Origin of the sequence: Polyangium sp. 15x6 (assembly GCF_029960785.1) — a bacterium.
Taxonomy (GTDB): Bacteria; Myxococcota_A; Polyangia; order Polyangiales; family Polyangiaceae; genus Polyangium.
Genome location: NZ_JASBQE010000084.1, coordinates 19,971 through 35,107, shown reverse-complemented (window position 1 = coordinate 35,107; position 15,137 = coordinate 19,971). Strand labels below are relative to the sequence as shown.

The following is a 15,137-nucleotide window of genomic DNA, read 5'->3' as shown; positions in this document are numbered from 1 at the left end:
GTTCACTCCTCGTCCGGCAAATGATGCTGATGTGAATGCGCCGCGTGATCGCCGCCCGCCACGGCCGAGATCGCCGAGAGCGACGCCTGGCCGAGCAGCTCGCTCGGCAGTCCCCACGCCGAGACCCTCCCTGCGTCGAGGTACACGACCCGCTCGGCGCACCGCGCGACCGCCGCCAGGTTGTGCGTCACGAGGATCGCCGCGAGCTCGTCGCTCGCCGAGATCTCCGCCAGCAAATCGAGAAACTCCGCCCGGCCCTTCACGTCGACGCCCGCCGTCGGCTCGTCCAGGATCACGAGCGACGGCTGGTTCACGAGCGCCCGCGCCAGAAAGACCCGCTGCGTCTCACCGCCCGAGAGCCGCGCGATCTCCTTCTCGAGCAGCTTCTCCCCGCCCACGTGCCGCAGGATCTCGATCGCGCGGGCGCGCTCCTCCTCGCGGATGCGGAGCGGCCAGCTCCCGCGCATGCTCGCCACGATGAGGTCGATCGAGCGGGCCGGGAACGTCATGTCGCTCGTCTTGCGTTGCGGCACGTAGCCCACTTCCCGCAGCGCTTTTTGCGCGGGTTTGCCCATGATCCGGATCGAGCCGCTCGTCGGCGGCATCAGGCCGAGCACCGTCTTCAGGAACGTGCTCTTGCCCGCGCCGTTCGGGCCGCAGAGGCACACGAACTCGCCCTTCGGCACCCAGAACGAGATCCCGTCGAGCAGCCTCCGCCCGGGCACGTCGACGATGAGGTTCTCCACCTCCAAGACCCGCGGTAGCGACGGATCGGGGAGCGTGAAATGGCCTTGCGGCATCCCGTCCGCTTCGGCGTGCACGGCGCTCATTTCAGGGCCTTGTCGAGGACGTCGGCGTTCTTCTGGAGCAGCTTCTCGTAGGTCTCGGCGCCGGCGCTGCCGCCGATCGGATCGAGCTCGAAGAGCGGAAGCTTCGCCTGATCGGCGATCACCTGCGCGGGCCTGCGATCGAGCTGCGGCTCGGAGAAGAGCGCCGCGGCCTTGCTCTTCTCGATCGCGCCGAGCACGTCCTTCACGTACCGCGCCGTCGGCTCCTTGCCGGGGAAGGGCTCGATCACGGCTGCGATCGAGAGGCCGTAACGCTCGGCGAAATATCCCATCGAGCCGTGGAACGTGACGATCGTCTTCTTCGTCCAGCCCTTCGCGCGCGCATCGAGGTCCGCGTGCAGCTTGTCGAGCTCGGCCTCCACGGACTTGCCGCGCGCCTTGTAGCCCTCGGCGCCCTTCGGATCGAGCTTCGAGAACGCCTCCACGAGCTCGGGCACGACCGACTTCATGCGCACCGGATCCAGCCAGAAATGCGGGTCCTCGGCGCCGTGCGCGTGGTTGTGGCCGTGGTGGTCGTGCTCGCCCTTCGCCGCGCCCTTGGGCTCGGGCTTCGGCGCGTGATCGCCGTCGTCGTGCTCGCGACCGTCGGCGTGTTTGTCGTGCTCGTGCTCGTGTTTCGCCTTGTCATCTCCGTGATCGTCGTGGTCCTCGCCCTCCTCCGCGGCCTCGGCGCCGACCTCCTCGGCCGTCATGCGCCGCGGGTTCGCCTTCGGGCCGAGCTGCACGATCGGCACGTCCGTGCCCGCCGCGCCGCGCACGATCTTCTCGAGCCATCCATCCATCCCGAGGCCGACCGACACGCCGAGCTTGCTCTTCGCGACCTGCGCCATCTCCTTCGGCGTCGGGTCGTAGCTGTGCTCGGAGCGGCCCGGCGGGAGCACGAGCACGACGTCGAGGCCGTCGCCCGCGACGCGCCGCGCGATGTCCCAGAGCGGGAAGATCGAGACCGCGACGCGGGGTTTGTCCGAGGAGGCGGCGGGCCCGTCCTTGCTGCGGTTACCGCAGGCCGCGGCGACGAGCACGACGAGGACGAGGACGATGGAGCGCAGAACCGTGGCGAGTCTCGGCGTCATGAACAAGGCTTCCCCCCGGGCGAGGGCCGGGGCGGCAGGATCGAAGCGAGGGGGGATTCGTGTCAAGCAGGCTCGGATGCTGCTCCGGCGATGCCTCGACGAGGCCCCGTAGTACGATGCGCCTCTCGATGTCGTCCACGTCCCTCACCGTCTCCAAAACGAAGCAGACGTCGCTCGCCCCACGCGCTGCATTCCCCCGCGCCCGCGTGTGCGTCGACTGCCGCACGCTCCTCGGCCCCAAGGAGACGTGTGACGGCGGATCCAAGCACCGCGTCGTTTCGATCGAGACTCCCACGGGACGCAACGCGCTGCGCACGGAGGTGTGGGGCCCGCCGTCCGTGCGCAGGCGCGCCAAACAGCTCGCGAAGGCCGGCGGCACGAGCCTCGGCGCAGGCTCGATCTTCGAGGGGTGTAGCGGCTGCAGCGACTGCGGCACCGCCGCGCTCGAGGGCGAGTTCGTCGTCATCGTCGCGGTGATCGCGCTCATCGCGGCGGCCGGCGTCGCGATGTACTGGATCATCGCCAAGATCGTCGAGGCCATCCGCGCCTACCAGAACCGGCCTCGGCCGAACGGCGGAATCACGAGGCCCCCGTCGCTCGGGCGCCGAGCGGGGCCGAGCGGGGTCGTGCTCGGACAAACCGGCATGCTCGCGCCGGCGACGGGCACGTCGTGCGTCGCCTGGTCCCTCGACCTGCGCAACAAGCGGTTCCTCGGGACCGACCTCATGCTGCACGACGCCGAGACCTCGGGCTTCGAGGTGAAGCTCGACGACGGCACCACCCTGCGTGTCCCCGGCGGCCGCATTCGCATCGAAGGCCCGAAAGAACGGGTCGATCGATCGGACGCGTCCCCCGTCGACGAGTTCGTCCAGACAATCTCGCACGAGGACGACCCCGAGGACGCCGGGCTCGACCCGTTCCCGTTCGACACCGTCGACGAGATCGTGGTTCGTCCGGGCGATCGGGTGCGTGTCTTCGGCGAGCTCGAGCGCGAGGCGGACCCGGCGGCGCCCGGCGGTTATCGCGCGTCGAACGTCATCCTCGTGCCGAAGGGCGTGCCTGCCATCCGCGTGGAGCGGCAAGAAGACCGGAAATAAGAGGCCCGAGATGCCCCAGAAGGTCGAGCTCGTTGCCTGTCAGGTCCACGTCACGCCCGACGATTACGCGTCCGCCGAGGCGTTCGAGGCGATGCTGGATCGCATCGGAAACAAACTCTCGAAAGCCCGCGCGCGGCTCGCGAGCGGCGCCTACGAGCATCCTTGCCTCGCGGTCTTCCCCGAGATGATCGGCGGCTTCTTGCCGCTCGCCGGCCGACTCGACACCGTCCGCGAGGCGCGCACCATCGACGAGGCGCTCACGAAGGTCGCGCTCCGCTCGCCGTTTCGCATGGCGTCCGCGATGCTCCGCGGCAAGACGATCCGCACGAGCGTGGGCTTTCTCCTCGCGGTCGCCCCGGAGGTGCGGCGCATCTATCGCGAGGCCTTCTCCCGCTTCGCGCGCCGCTACGAGGTCTGGACCGTGGCCGGCAGCGCGCTCTTGCCTCGCAATGCCCACGGAAACCTCTCCGACTCCTTTTCGCCGGCCGAGGGACGCGTCTACAACACCTCCTACACCTTCAATCCCTCGGGCCGGCACGTCTCCGTCTCGCGCAAGGTGAACCTCGTCCCCACGGTCGAGGACACGCTCGGCCTCTCGCCGGGCCGGCGCGGCGAGCTCATGCCGTTCTCCACGCCGTTCGGCCAGGTCGGGACGCTCATCTGCTACGACGGCTTTGCCGTCCCGCACACCCCGCGCGAGCCCGACTTCTGCCCGCTCCTCTCCCATTACGACGATCACGGCTGCGGCGTCGTCGCCCACCCCGCCGCGAATTTCTGGCCCTGGGAGACGCCTTGGACCTTCGGCGGAATGGACGGACGAAAGGCCCGCAAGGAGCAATGGCTCGACGAGGGGCTCTTCTCGCAGATGGAAAGCGCCCCGCTCCGTGCCGTGCGCTACGGCGTGACCGCGCAGCTCCTCGGCCGGGTCTTCGACAGCCACTTCGACGGCCGCTCGCAGATCCTCGCGAGGGACGGCTCCTCCGTGCGCATCCTCGCCGAAGCGGCGCGCGGCGACGCGTCTCCCGAGGCCGAGGAGGTGCTCCTCCGCGTGGTCGAGGTATAGACATCCCCGCGCGGCGGTCTTACCTTCGGGCGCCGACGACGAGCCTCCGAGGACCTACCGCGACATGAATCAACCGAACCCGTGGATCCTGCTCATGGGAGGCTTCGCGCTCTTCAACGTCGCCGGCATGGCGTACGGGATCAAGGCGCCGGAGTGGACGCGGATCGCCGCAGCGCTCGCCTGCGGGCTGCTCGGCGTCGTCTGCATCGTGCTCGCGTTCAAGCGGCAATTCGGCAAGAAGCCCGTCCCGCCGCCGAAGGTCGAAAAACGCGCCGCGCGCGCGCAGAAGCCCGCGTCCCCGCGCCCCACGCGGGCGAGCGACGCGGGTGACGTCTCGTAGAAAGGACGCTCGGTGTCGCGCGCGGCCGGCTCGATCTCCCGCAACGAAGCGCGCAGGGCCCTGCTCGCGGACCTCGCCGCGGGCCGCGTCGTCTCCGACCTCGCCTTCGACCGGCTCTACCCCGAGCGCATTCGCAAACTCTCGAATCGATACTGGACCCCGGTCCAGGTGGCATGCCGCGCCGCGAGCCTGTTCGCGAAACACGGCGCGCGCCGCGTGCTCGACATCGGCGCCGGCATGGGGAAGTTCTGCGTCATCGCCGCGATCACGACGGACCTCGAGCTCTCGGGTATCGAGCAACGGGAGAGCCTCGTCACCGCCGGCCGGGAGGTCCTCGCGGCGTACGACATTCCGCGCGTCACCTTGATCCACGGCATGCTCGATGACGTCGATTTCGACGCGTACGACGGGTTTTACCTGTTCAACCCCTTCGAGGAGGGCACGTTCGCGTCCTCGCAATGGGTCGACCGAACGATCCCGCTCTCCGAGGAGCGCGCCACGGAGGACATCGCCCGGGTCGAGGCCGCGCTCGCGCGGGCTCGGCGCGGCACCTGTGTCGTGACCTTTCACGGATTCGGCGGAGCGATCCCCAAAGGATTCGCGCACCTGCCCGAGGAAACGCGCGGCGTTCCGTTCCTGCGGCTCTGGGTAAAGGATTGAGCCCGCGACGAGGGTGGCGCGGCCTCGCCTCCGGCTGGTAAGCTCACGCCGTGCAGGGTGACCTCGATTTCGGCACGCGCTCCCGGGCCCTCGGCGCGATCTGCGCCTTCGCGCTCGCGCTCTTTTTGCTCGCGATCGGGTTCGGCATCCTCTCGGCGCCGTTCCACATGCATCCCGTCCTCGCCGCGCTGCTCAAGGGGTTCATCGTGCTCCTCCTCGGCTCGATCGGCGGCGTCCTCCTGCCCCTCGCCATGCAGACCCTCACGGGTACGCGCGCAAAGACCCGGGACGTGCCCGACGAGGCGCTCGCCCATTGCCTCACGTGTGGTGAGCGCACCCCGAACGACGCCGTTTGCCCCGTCTGTGGCGAGCCGCCTTGCGACCGGTCTCACTTCTTTCACGTCAACCGACCGGGCTTGGTCGGCTCGGCCTTCGGCGCCGCCCTCTTCGGCTCCATGGCCTGCCTCGGCCTCTTCGTCCTCATCGGCCCTTATCACGACGGCGAGCGCCGCGTCTGGGTGCTGCTCGCTTGCGGCGCGCTCGGATTGCTCCTGCTCGCCGTGGGCGGCGCGGGCCTCGTCGGCGCGATCCTCGTGTTGTGGAACGGGCTCGGGGGCGAGTCGACCCTCCAGTACACCGTCACCGGCACGGAGTGGCGTGCGAGCGGATCGGGCTCGGCCTCGTGGGGTAAGCTCATCTGGCTCTCGGGCCGTGGGCGTGTGGTCTCGCCGCTCTCGCCCTCCCCGAGGAGCGAGGGCGGGTATCGGGTATCGCCGGGCGACATCGAATTTGCGGAAATGGTCGCGACCCTCGACGCCGCGGGCATCGTGCGTCTCGCGGACGTGACGACTTACGACTTTCTCCTCGGCGACAAACCCGAAGGCGGAGCCCGCCCGCGCGCCCGACGAAACGGCCCGCTCCCGTTCACCCGCACGAAAAACCGATCCCTCCTCATCCGGCTCGCGCCAGTCTTCCGCGCGGTAACGCCGGAAGGCGAGTACGACGATGGCCTCTCGGACGTGTACGTCAAGGATGAGCTCCTCGCCTCCGAACCTCGAAACACCGTGAGCCGTTTCTTCGCGCAATACCTGCTCCAGGAGACGGACGTCCGGCAACTCCGCCACAGGCTCGACGAAGACCCGGTGCACCGCGCCCAGGCGCTCACGCACGCGCGCGCCCTGCGCGAGGGCGGGCTCGTCGTCGCGCAGGAGCTCGCCGACGCCGTGCTCGGCGCCCTGGGCGACACACACGCGAACCCGACGGCTTAACGGAACCCGTCCTTCGCCGCCCGCACCTTCCCGAGCGTCTCGGCCCCGTTCGCCCCGCCAAACTTCGCGCGCAGGCTCGGCTCGTCCGCCCGCAAGAACGGATTCGTCCGGTGCTCCTCCGCCATCGTCGAGGGAACCGTGGGCTCGCCGCGGCTGCGTTTGTCCTGGGCCGCTTCGAGCGCGCGCTTCACGTCCTCGTTCTCGGGCTCCGCGGACGCGGCGAATCGCAGGTTGCTCACGGTATACTCGTGCCCGCAATAGAGCTTCGTCTCGCCCGGGAGCCGTCCGAGCTTCTGGCACAAAGAGGCATACATCTGCGCGGGTGTGCCCTCGAAGAGCCGCCCGCAGCCCGCGACGAACATCGTGTCCCCGGTGAAAACCGCGTCGTTCACGACGTACGCCACCGCGCCGAGCGTGTGTCCGGGCACGTGCAGTGGCCGGAACGTCAGACCTGCCGCCTCGAACGGCGTCCCCTCCTCCACCCCGACCGTCTGCGCCGGAATCCGCCCCTGTGCCAAATCGCTCGCGTGCCCGTACACGGGCACGTCTCCAAAACGGCCGCGCAGCGCCTCGTTCGCGCCCACGTGGTCCCAGTGATGGTGCGTGTTCAGAATGGCCACGAGCTCGAGCCCCTCGCGCGCGAGGGCCGCGAGCACGGGCTCCGCGTCCGAGGGGTCCACGACCACCGCCTCACGCCGCCCCTCGGCGGCCACGAGATACGCATAGTTATCGCTCAAACAGGGGACGGTGACGACGTGCATGCGGCACACCCTACTGCGCCCGCCGTCGCTCCTCAATAGATGCCGCCTGTGCCACCCATCCGCCGTCCCTCCTGGCAGCAGCGCCTCGATGGCACACTCCGGCACCCCGACACAGAGCCTTTTCGTGAGGAATTTCGAGGGGCGGGGTCCGAGCGCTCGGTGGCCCGGCGCTTGCTCAATGGCGGGGCATGATGAAACACGCTCGCTCCGCCTGGTGGCTCTTCGCTTCGCTTCTCCCCCTCACCGCGGCCGGTTATGGCTGCAGCGGCTCGGTCGACGCGCCCACGCCGCCGACGGCCGAGGCACGCGGCACGCTGACGCAGGCCCAGAGCTGCGCCGATCTCGAGCAGATGCTCAAGCAGGACGCGGTCGCGAAGATGAATGCGCAGATCGACGCGATCATCGCCGAGATCGAGGCCAACGGCGGTTACTGGGGCTACCCCGATTACGGCTGGGAAGACGGCGGCGGCCCCGTCGTGGGCTCCTCCACGGGCAACGGCGGCCAGCCTTTCCCGCCCCCTGGCGGCGCGGGCGGATCGGGCGGCAGCAGCGGCACGGGCGGCGCCAGCGGCGATCCGAGCAACGGCGGTGACGGGAGCGGCGAGCCCCCGGAACATTCCGAAACGAACACGCAGGTCGCGGGCGTCGACGAGGCCGACATCCTCAAGACGGACGGCAATTACATCTACCTGCTCCACGGCCAGAGCCTCGAGGTCCTGAAGTCCTTCCCCGCCTCGGATCTCGCGATCAACACGACCACGGCCGTCGAGGGCAACCCGATCGAGATGTTCGTGACCGACGACCAGCTCGTCATCTACTCGCAGGTCGACGGCACGCAGCTCTACAAGGACGCGGGCGTCGATCCGCGCTCGCCCTACTACGATTATTATGGCGGCGGCGTGGCCTACGACGGGTATTACAACCCGTACTACGCGCCGCTCACGAAGATCACGGTCCTCGGCCTCGAGGCCGGGCAGACGACGGGCGTGCAGAAGGAGGTCTATTTCGAGGGCAACTACGCCTCCTCGCGCCGCGTGGGCAAGCACGTGCGCACGGTGCTCTCCGGCGGCCAGCACGGCCCGGTGCTGAGCTACTACCCCGAGTTCGCCAGCGAGTCCGATTACCCGCAGACGGTCGAGGAGTGGAAGACGGCATTCGAGGATCTGCGCTTCAAGAACTCGCTCGCCATCTTCGGCTCGACGCTCAACGACTGGCTGCCCTACCGCTTCGAGAAGAGCAACGGCGCGGTCTCGCTCATCGCGCCGAGCTGCAGCTCGTATTACATGCCGAGCGCGGGCTCGACGGCGTACGGCCTCACGCAGGTGCAATCGTTCGCCCTCGACGACCTCCACGCGCCCCTCGCCGAGACGAGCATCGTCGGCGGCGTGGACACCGTGTATTCGAACGCGGATTCGCTCTACCTGGCGGCGCGCTCCTGGAAGGACCCGGGGCTCAACTGGAGCCTGCCCGTCGAGGCGGTCGACACCACCGAGACGTTCGTCCACAAATTCGACCTCGCGGCGAACCCGGCGCTGCCGGCCTACGTCGCGTCGGGCACGGTGCCCGGCCAGGTGAAGAACCAGTTCTCGCTCGACGAAAAGGACGGTCAGCTCCGCATCGCGACGACGCGCCAGCTCGCTTCGCAGACGGACTGGACGACCTCGAACGACGTGTACGTCCTCGGCCAGAACGATGACGAGCTCGTGCAGGTCGGCGCCGTCACGGGCCTCGCCCCCGGCGAGCAGATCTATTCGACGCGGTTCATTGGCAACCGTGGTTATGTCGTGACGTTCCGCCAGGTCGACCCGCTCTTCGTGATCGACCTCTCGACGCCCACGGCCCCAGCCGTCCTCGCCGAGCTCAAGATCCCGGGCTTCAGCGAGTACATGCACCCGATCGACGACAATCACCTGCTCACGATCGGCCAGGATGCCACGAATGAGGGCCAGATCATCGGCCTCGCGCTGCAGGTCTTCGACGTGACGGATCCGACGGCGCCGGCGCTGAAGCACAAGTACACGTTCTCGGGCGCGGATACGGGTTATTCCGAGGCCTTGTACAACCACAAGGCGTTCAACTATTATGCCCCGAAGAACCTGCTCGCGTTCCCCTTCAGCGGCTGGAACCCGAACACGGGCAACCTGAAGAGCTCGCTCGAGCTCTTCGACGTGACGATCGACGGCGGCATCGTGAAGCGCGGCTCGATCGACCACACGAGCTTCTTCCAGGCCGATCCGTACGGCTACTGCGGTGGCTACTACGGCGTCGACGTTCGCCGCGGCGTGTTCATCGACGATTACATCTACGCGATCTCGTACGGCGGCGTCACCGCGAGCGACGTGACCAGCCCCGAGACGATCGTCTCCTCCATCGCCCTGCCCCAGCCGGCCCAACCCTACGACTACTGCGGCGGTCTCTGAGAAAAACACGCCGCGCCCCGAGGCCCCCTCCTCCCCAGCCTCGGGGCGCGGCGATTCCTCAAGTCGAACGCTCGCGCGTCATCTCGATCATCGTCGCGCGAAACCCGAGCGACGCAAAAAGCTTCTGCGCCGCTTCATTCTGCGAAGCCGTCGAGAGCACGACGCGCGGCGCGCCGAGCTCCGAAAGCCTCTGAATCATCCCCTCGCAAAGCGCGCGCCCCGCGCCGAGCCCTCGCGCCTCCGGCTCGACGTAGAGGTCGTGCAGGGCGCCGTACGCGTCGAGCAGAAGCGCCCAGTCGCGCCCTTCGAGGCGACCCCAGGCATACCCGACGACCCGCCCCGCGCCATCCTCGCCCCGCGCCTCCGCCACGAGCACGATCGAGCCCTGCCGACGCATCTCGCCGGCGAGAAAGGCCCCGTATCCTCGCTCGTCGCTCACCAGGAAAAATCGGAGCGGGTCGAGCGAATGATGAAACCGGACGAGCGCCGTGCCCATGCGACCGAGGGCGGTGATGTCCTCGGGCTTGGCCGGACGAACGAGAACAGAAGTGGAGACGGTCATGGGACGCACCTAGCAGCGGTCATGCCCGGAAGCGGGCAGCTGATTTCATCGATTCAATCGCGGAAGCGTTGCCGGAGTTTTTCCACGCGCGCCTGGATGATCTCCCCGTGCGCCGCCTCTTCCAGCGCCGCGCGCAGCTCCAGATCCGCGCACGCCTTCACGGCGATCCGGATGCGTCGCTTCGTGCCCTCGTCGTTCGATTGCGAGAGCGCGATCGCCGCGCCGATGCGGCGCTCGGGCGAGGCGGCCGGATCCTCCACGACTACGGCGAGATCCTCGGGCACGATGCGGCTCTCGCGATAGCCGCCGCGCTCCGCGAGCAGACGGCGCACCTCGTCGAGCCACACGGAAAAAGGTTTGTCCCGCTGATCGAGCTTTTCCAGGTCGAGCCGCACGGCGTTGCTCTGCCCGCGCGCGAGGCTGGCCTCCTCGAGGCGCCGGAAGAGGATCTCGCGGCGGATGATGTTTTCGTCGAGCTCGAGGACGTTCGAATCGTACGCGACCGCGGGAGGCGGCGTGAGCGGCAGGGGGCCCCGGACCCGGGCGCGCACGGGAAGCAAGAGGGTTTTTCCGCGTCGCAGCCCGAGCAAGACGCCAAAGGCATGGCGCTGCACGCTCTCGATTTCGGTCGAAGGGACGAGCTTGCGACCAAAGAAGCCGTGAAAGACGATGCCGTCGGTCCCGACGACGACCTGCCGGCCACGCATGAAGCGGAAGAGCGCGGCAGCGACCGCGAAGAACACGATCGACGCGCACAACATGCCGAACTCGAACAACGGCGCCTCTTGCCATGCGCGGGGATTCTTCGTCGACGTGATGAGCACGCTCGACGCGAGCACCACGGCGATCGGCGTGATGCAGAGCAAGCCGACCACCCCCGCGATCTCGCCGCAAGGTATGCGCTGCGCCGCGCTGGCGAGCGCGACGCGTACTGCGCGCGCGCGGGCCTCGACGCCCGCGGCCACGAGGAGCCGATGGCCGATCTCGTCGTCCGGCACGGCGACGACGATATCCGTTCCATCGCGCAAGCGCAGCGTCGCGCGGCCTGGGGCCTCCAGCCAGCCCTCGGCTACGTCGTCGAGTGGAAACGACCGCTCGTCCGAGGGCTCGGCGCGCACCACGACGCGTCGCGCGTCGATCGAAATCGAGCCGGGAGACAGAGGGTCGCGACGCGTCGCCGGATCCCCGGCGACGATCGCCGCGATGCCCGCGACGGTCAGGTTCGCGAAGAGGGGAAAGCCGCTCCTGGGGAAAAGAGCGGCGCCGACGACCGCAACGGCGAGCGCGCCGCGCACGACGGCACGGGCGCGCCTTCGCCGGCGCTCCACCGTGGAAAAAAGAACGCGCGTCTCCGGCAATCGGAAGCCGTCCTCGGACAAACGCACCTCCTAGCCGTCGATCACCATCTCCGCGATGCGCTTGCGGTGGTGCGCCGCGTCCCCGAACGCCGCGCGGCTCCACTGCGCGCGCTTGAAATAAAGCTGGACGTCGCACTCCCAGGTAAAACCGATGCCGCCGTGGAGCTGCACGGACTTCGCCGCCGCGAACGCGTACGTATCCGACGCGTGCGCCTTCGCCATACGCGCGAGCTTCTCGGCCTGCGCGGGCGCGTGGTCGATCGCCGCGGCCGCGCGATACACGAGCGAGCGCGAGAGCTCGATCTTGGCGAGCAGATCCACGAGCGGGAACTTCACGGCCTGGAAGGCGCCGATCGGCCGGCCGAATTGCTGCCGGATCTTCGCGTATTCGGTCGTCATGCCGAGCAGCCGATCCGCGCCGCCCACCATCTCCGCCGCGAGCGCCGTCCAGATCCGCGGCATCACGCGGCCGAGGATCGACACCGCCGCGCCTTTTTCACCGATCCGATCGGCGTCGCTCACCGCCACGTTCTCGAATCGCACGGCCCCGCTCCGCCGCGTGGCGTCGACGAGTTTGTCCGGCGACACCGTCACGCCCGGCGACGCGGCCGGCAGGGCAAACAGGCTCGGCCCTTCGGGCTCGGTCGCCGTCACGAGCAGGAGCTCCGCGCTCGGCGCGTCCACGACGAGCTCCTTCTCGCCGGAGAGCAGAATGCGCTCTCCCTCGCGGCGCGCCGTGGCCTCGACGTGCCCGAAGTGATAACCCCCGCGCCGCTCCTCCAACCCCACGGCCCCGCGGACCTTGCCCTCCGCGATCCGCGGGAGCCACCGCGCCTTCTCCGCCTCGCCCGCCGCCTCTCGGAGGACGAGCGTCGCGAAGAGCGTCCCGACGAACGGCAAGGGCGAGAGCACGCGGCCCATTTCTTCCATCAGGACCGCGAGGCTCGTCATCGACATCTCGCTCCCGCCGTACGCCGCGGGCACCACGAGCCCGAGCCAGCCCGCCTCGGCGGCCCGCGCCCAGAGCCCCTCGTCGAAGCCCGCGGGCGTCTCCATCCATCGACGCACGTCCTCCGTCTTGCAGGAGGATTCGAGCAGCTTGCGCGCCTCGCGCCGGAGGAGCGCCTGCTCCTCGCCATAACCGAAATCGTCGGGGATCCGAGCGGTCGTTTGCATGGTCCCTCTCCTCAGGTGCTCTTCGGCAGGCCGAGGATCCGCTCGCCCACCAGGTTCCGCTGAATCTCGCTCGTCCCGCCGCCGATGGTGAAGCCGAAGCTGTTCATGTAGGCCCGCTGGAAATGGCCTCCGTCCGCCGCGCGCTCGGCGCCGAATGCATATTGCGCGAGCGGCCCTTCGAGCTCCTGGCCGACCGCCGCGAGCTTTTGCCCGAACTCGGTCGCCACCAATTTGCTCAGGAACGGCAGCGCGAGCGGGCGCTCCTCGACGAGCCCGGGGACACGCGCCCGGAGCGCCGATGCGAGCAGCGCTTCCTCTTCGATCGCGAGCTCCGCAATGCGATCCCGCATCACGGGATCCTCGCTCGAAGGACGACCGTCGCGCGATACTTCTTTCGCGAGCGCGACGAGCCGCGCGACCTCGCCGCCCGACGCGAGCGCCCCGCCCGTGGCGCTGCCCTCGGACGCGCCGCGCTCGAACGCGAGCGTCATGACCGCGAGGCGCCAGCCGTCGCCTTCCCCGGCGAGCAGGCACGAGGCCGGGACCTCGACGTCCTCGAAGAGCACCTGATTGAACCCGCCCTCGCCCGTCATTTTCACGAGCGGCCGCACCGACACGCCCTTCGATTTCATGGGGAACAGGAAATAACTGATCCCCGCGTGCTTGGGCGCGTTCGAGTCCGTGCGCGCGAGGAGGATCATGAAATCGGCCCAGAGCGCCTGCGTCGTCCAGACCTTGTGGCCATTGACGATGTAATGATCGCCCTTCCGAACGGCGCTCGTGCGCAGGCTCGCGAGGTCGCTGCCCGCGCCGGGCTCGCTGAAGCCCTGGCACCAGACCTCGTCGCAGGAGAGAATGTTCCGCAGGTACCTTTGCTTCTGCTCCTCCGTGCCCACCGCGAGGATCGTCGGGCCCGCCCAGTCGAGGCCGATGCGGTTCACGATGAACGGGACGCCGGCGCGCCCCATCTCCTCGGCGACGACGCGCTGCGACCCGGCCGGCAAACCCTTTCCGCCATACGCCACGGGCCACTCGACGCCGAGCAGGCCCGCGCCATACACCTGCTTTTGCCAGGCCTCGAGCCAGAGGAATTGCTCTTCGGACTCGACCTCCAGGAACGTCTGCGGGAGCTTGAAGCCCGGATCGGACGGGCGGTTGTCACGGAAAAACGCTCGCGCCCGCTCGCGCAGGTCACGCTTGCCTTCGGTGTCTCGGGTCGGGTCCATGCGAAACGCATGGTACCACGAGGTTTTACCGCTGCGAAGAGGCCACGCGCGGCCCCGGCGCGCGTACGCCCATCGAACGGAGCGCGGCCTTGAGGCCCTCTTCGAGGTCCGCGACCGTCGTGAGCCCCGAGAGATCGACGCCGAGCTCCACCATGGTCTGCGCGACCTTCGGCCGGATGCCGCTCACGATCGCGCGCGCCCCGAGCAGCTCCGCGGCGCGCACGATACGAAGGAGGTGGTCGGCCGTCTCGGCGTCGAGCGTATCGACGCCCGTCAGATCGAGGATCGCATAGTGCGCGCCGCGCTGGACGATCTCGTGGAGCAAGGCCTGCATGATGGTCGTCGCGCGCGCCGCGCTCACTTGCCCGACGATGGGCAACGTCAAGATGCCCTCCCATATCTGGATGATGGGAGTCGAGAGCGCCGCGATGGTCCTCGCCTGCTGCTCGATCAGGAAGGCATTCTCTTTTTCGGTGCGGCGGAGCGCGTCCTCGGTGACGCGGCGCTCCTCGACCTCCCGCCGGAGCCGCTCCAGCGCGACCGCGAGGTCCGCGCGCGTGGCGGCGTCCGCGGCGAGCAGATGCTCGAGATCCCCTTCCACCGTGCGATCCGAGGGGCGCACGATGAACTCGTCCGCCTCGTCGCCCCGGGCCTGGAACATGACCTGCTGCGCCCAGCAATTCTTGCCGAAGAGGCGCGTGCAAAGCCCGGCGAACTTGCCGCCCATCATGCCCGAGCCCCAGCACGCGGAGAGAGCGCGCTGGTAACTGGCCTCCCAGCCGTTCTTGCAGCGGAATCGGCCCACCTCGGCGGCGCGATCGAGCGAGACGACCTCCCAGAGCCCCCAGCCCGCCGCCGCCGCGATGACCGAGAGGGAGGCAAACCCTTCTTCGAACGTGGCGAAACCGGCGATGTGCGCCCAATCTCCTTCGACGCTGTCGCGCCCGCCGCTCTGCAACGCGAGGTTGAATCGCTCGACGCCCACCATCCGTGAAAGGCCGAGCATGAGGCCAGCGACGGTCGTCTCGGTCCACATGATCACGGACGGATGGCCGCCACATGACACCATGCCTTTTTGCATGTCGAAGGACACGGACACGCCGCCGACCTCGCAGGCGACAATGGAATCACGGTTCTGTCGATCAGGGACTTGGCCCCCCGAGAAAAGAACGTCCGTCATGATCACCCCCCGGTGAATGCTGCACGATACGCGTCCGGAACGCGCTCGGCTGCTCGGGCCAATCCTGAATGAGGGGACCGGGACGTGCCCAAGCGCGCCGGGGCG

14 protein-coding genes are annotated in these 15,137 nt (G+C 68.8%); 6 read left to right on the top strand and 8 right to left on the bottom strand.

The genetic code is table 11. The features are described 5' to 3' along the window. Positions 1-2 precede the first annotated feature (2 nt). The gene (locus QHF83_RS39845) at positions 3-830 is read right to left on the bottom strand and encodes an ABC transporter ATP-binding protein (RefSeq protein WP_282423314.1); all 828 of its coding nucleotides are present in this window, start codon (positions 828-830) and stop codon (positions 3-5) included. Next, on the bottom strand, positions 827-1,921 hold the full coding sequence (locus QHF83_RS39840; protein WP_282423313.1) for a metal ABC transporter substrate-binding protein: 1,095 nt from the start codon (positions 1,919-1,921) through the stop codon (positions 827-829). The genes QHF83_RS39845 and QHF83_RS39840 overlap by 4 nt, the downstream gene beginning before the upstream one ends. A 128-nt stretch (positions 1,922-2,049) precedes the next feature. On the opposite strand from QHF83_RS39840, the gene QHF83_RS39835 reads away from it, so the two are divergent. The 5 genes from QHF83_RS39835 to QHF83_RS39815 all read left to right on the top strand — a co-directional run bounded on the left by QHF83_RS39835 (position 2,050) and on the right by QHF83_RS39815 (position 6,349). Continuing rightward, the gene (locus QHF83_RS39835; protein ID WP_282423312.1) at positions 2,050-3,018 is read left to right on the top strand and encodes a hypothetical protein; all 969 of its coding nucleotides are present in this window, start codon (positions 2,050-2,052) and stop codon (positions 3,016-3,018) included. A gap of 10 nt (positions 3,019-3,028) precedes the next feature. Next, positions 3,029-4,081: a carbon-nitrogen hydrolase family protein gene (locus tag QHF83_RS39830; RefSeq protein ID WP_282423311.1), complete on the top strand. Its 1,053-nt coding sequence runs from the start codon at positions 3,029-3,031 to the stop codon at positions 4,079-4,081. A gap of 64 nt (positions 4,082-4,145) precedes the next feature. Continuing rightward, entirely contained in the window at positions 4,146-4,421 is a 276-nt protein-coding gene (locus QHF83_RS39825; protein WP_282423310.1) for a hypothetical protein, read from the top strand. A 12-nt stretch (positions 4,422-4,433) separates the two neighbouring features. Next, complete coding sequence (locus tag QHF83_RS39820; RefSeq protein WP_282423309.1) at positions 4,434-5,081, top strand: class I SAM-dependent methyltransferase; 648 nt, start codon at positions 4,434-4,436, stop codon at positions 5,079-5,081. Between the two features lie 50 nt (positions 5,082-5,131). Further along, positions 5,132-6,349 carry a hypothetical protein gene (locus tag QHF83_RS39815; protein ID WP_282423308.1) on the top strand — a complete coding sequence of 406 codons (1,218 nt, stop codon included), beginning with the start codon at positions 5,132-5,134 and terminating at the stop codon, positions 6,347-6,349. Here the strand turns inward: QHF83_RS39815 and gloB are convergent. Then, positions 6,346-7,110, bottom strand: coding sequence for a hydroxyacylglutathione hydrolase (gene gloB / locus QHF83_RS39810; protein ID WP_282423307.1), 765 nt, complete (start codon positions 7,108-7,110; stop codon positions 6,346-6,348). The genes QHF83_RS39815 and gloB overlap by 4 nt on opposite strands. A gap of 188 nt (positions 7,111-7,298) precedes the next feature. Between gloB and QHF83_RS39805 the strand changes: the two genes are divergently transcribed. Next, positions 7,299-9,530 (top strand): beta-propeller domain-containing protein, encoded by a 2,232-nt coding sequence (locus QHF83_RS39805; RefSeq protein WP_282423306.1) that lies wholly within the window; start codon positions 7,299-7,301, stop codon positions 9,528-9,530. Between the two features lie 58 nt (positions 9,531-9,588). On the opposite strand, the gene QHF83_RS39800 is transcribed toward QHF83_RS39805, so the two are convergent. From QHF83_RS39800 to QHF83_RS39780, 5 genes are read right to left on the bottom strand one after another with little or no spacing between them, the layout of a single operon-like run. After that, complete coding sequence (locus tag QHF83_RS39800) at positions 9,589-10,092, bottom strand: GNAT family N-acetyltransferase (RefSeq protein ID WP_282423305.1); 504 nt, start codon at positions 10,090-10,092, stop codon at positions 9,589-9,591. Between the two features lie 53 nt (positions 10,093-10,145). Then, on the bottom strand, positions 10,146-11,471 hold the full coding sequence (locus QHF83_RS39795) for a hypothetical protein (protein WP_282423304.1): 1,326 nt from the start codon (positions 11,469-11,471) through the stop codon (positions 10,146-10,148). 9 nt (positions 11,472-11,480) lie between these two features. After that, entirely contained in the window at positions 11,481-12,626 is a 1,146-nt protein-coding gene (locus QHF83_RS39790; protein WP_282423303.1) for an acyl-CoA dehydrogenase family protein, read from the bottom strand. Positions 12,627-12,637: 11 nt separating this feature from the next. Continuing rightward, positions 12,638-13,852, bottom strand: a complete 1,215-nt coding sequence (locus QHF83_RS39785; RefSeq protein WP_282423302.1) for an acyl-CoA dehydrogenase family protein — start codon at positions 13,850-13,852, stop codon at positions 12,638-12,640. A 25-nt stretch (positions 13,853-13,877) separates the two neighbouring features. Beyond that, entirely contained in the window at positions 13,878-15,032 is a 1,155-nt protein-coding gene (locus tag QHF83_RS39780) for an STAS domain-containing protein (RefSeq protein ID WP_282423301.1), read from the bottom strand. Positions 15,033-15,137 lie beyond the last annotated feature (105 nt).

Coding starts and splice junctions, on each gene's coding strand:
- QHF83_RS39800 (WP_282423305.1), bottom strand. CDS start 10,092: ATGACCGTCTCCACTTCTGTTCTCGTTCGTCCGGCCAAGCCCGAGGAC.
- QHF83_RS39825 (WP_282423310.1), top strand. CDS start 4,146: ATGAATCAACCGAACCCGTGGATCCTGCTCATGGGAGGCTTCGCGCTC.
- QHF83_RS39805 (WP_282423306.1), top strand. CDS start 7,299: ATGATGAAACACGCTCGCTCCGCCTGGTGGCTCTTCGCTTCGCTTCTC.
- gloB (WP_282423307.1), bottom strand. CDS start 7,110: ATGCACGTCGTCACCGTCCCCTGTTTGAGCGATAACTATGCGTATCTC.
- QHF83_RS39780 (WP_282423301.1), bottom strand. CDS start 15,032: ATGACGGACGTTCTTTTCTCGGGGGGCCAAGTCCCTGATCGACAGAAC.
- QHF83_RS39845 (WP_282423314.1), bottom strand. CDS start 830: ATGAGCGCCGTGCACGCCGAAGCGGACGGGATGCCGCAAGGCCATTTC.
- QHF83_RS39790 (WP_282423303.1), bottom strand. CDS start 12,626: ATGCAAACGACCGCTCGGATCCCCGACGATTTCGGTTATGGCGAGGAG.
- QHF83_RS39835 (WP_282423312.1), top strand. CDS start 2,050: ATGTCGTCCACGTCCCTCACCGTCTCCAAAACGAAGCAGACGTCGCTC.
- QHF83_RS39840 (WP_282423313.1), bottom strand. CDS start 1,921: ATGACGCCGAGACTCGCCACGGTTCTGCGCTCCATCGTCCTCGTCCTC.
- QHF83_RS39830 (WP_282423311.1), top strand. CDS start 3,029: ATGCCCCAGAAGGTCGAGCTCGTTGCCTGTCAGGTCCACGTCACGCCC.
- QHF83_RS39785 (WP_282423302.1), bottom strand. CDS start 13,852: ATGGACCCGACCCGAGACACCGAAGGCAAGCGTGACCTGCGCGAGCGG.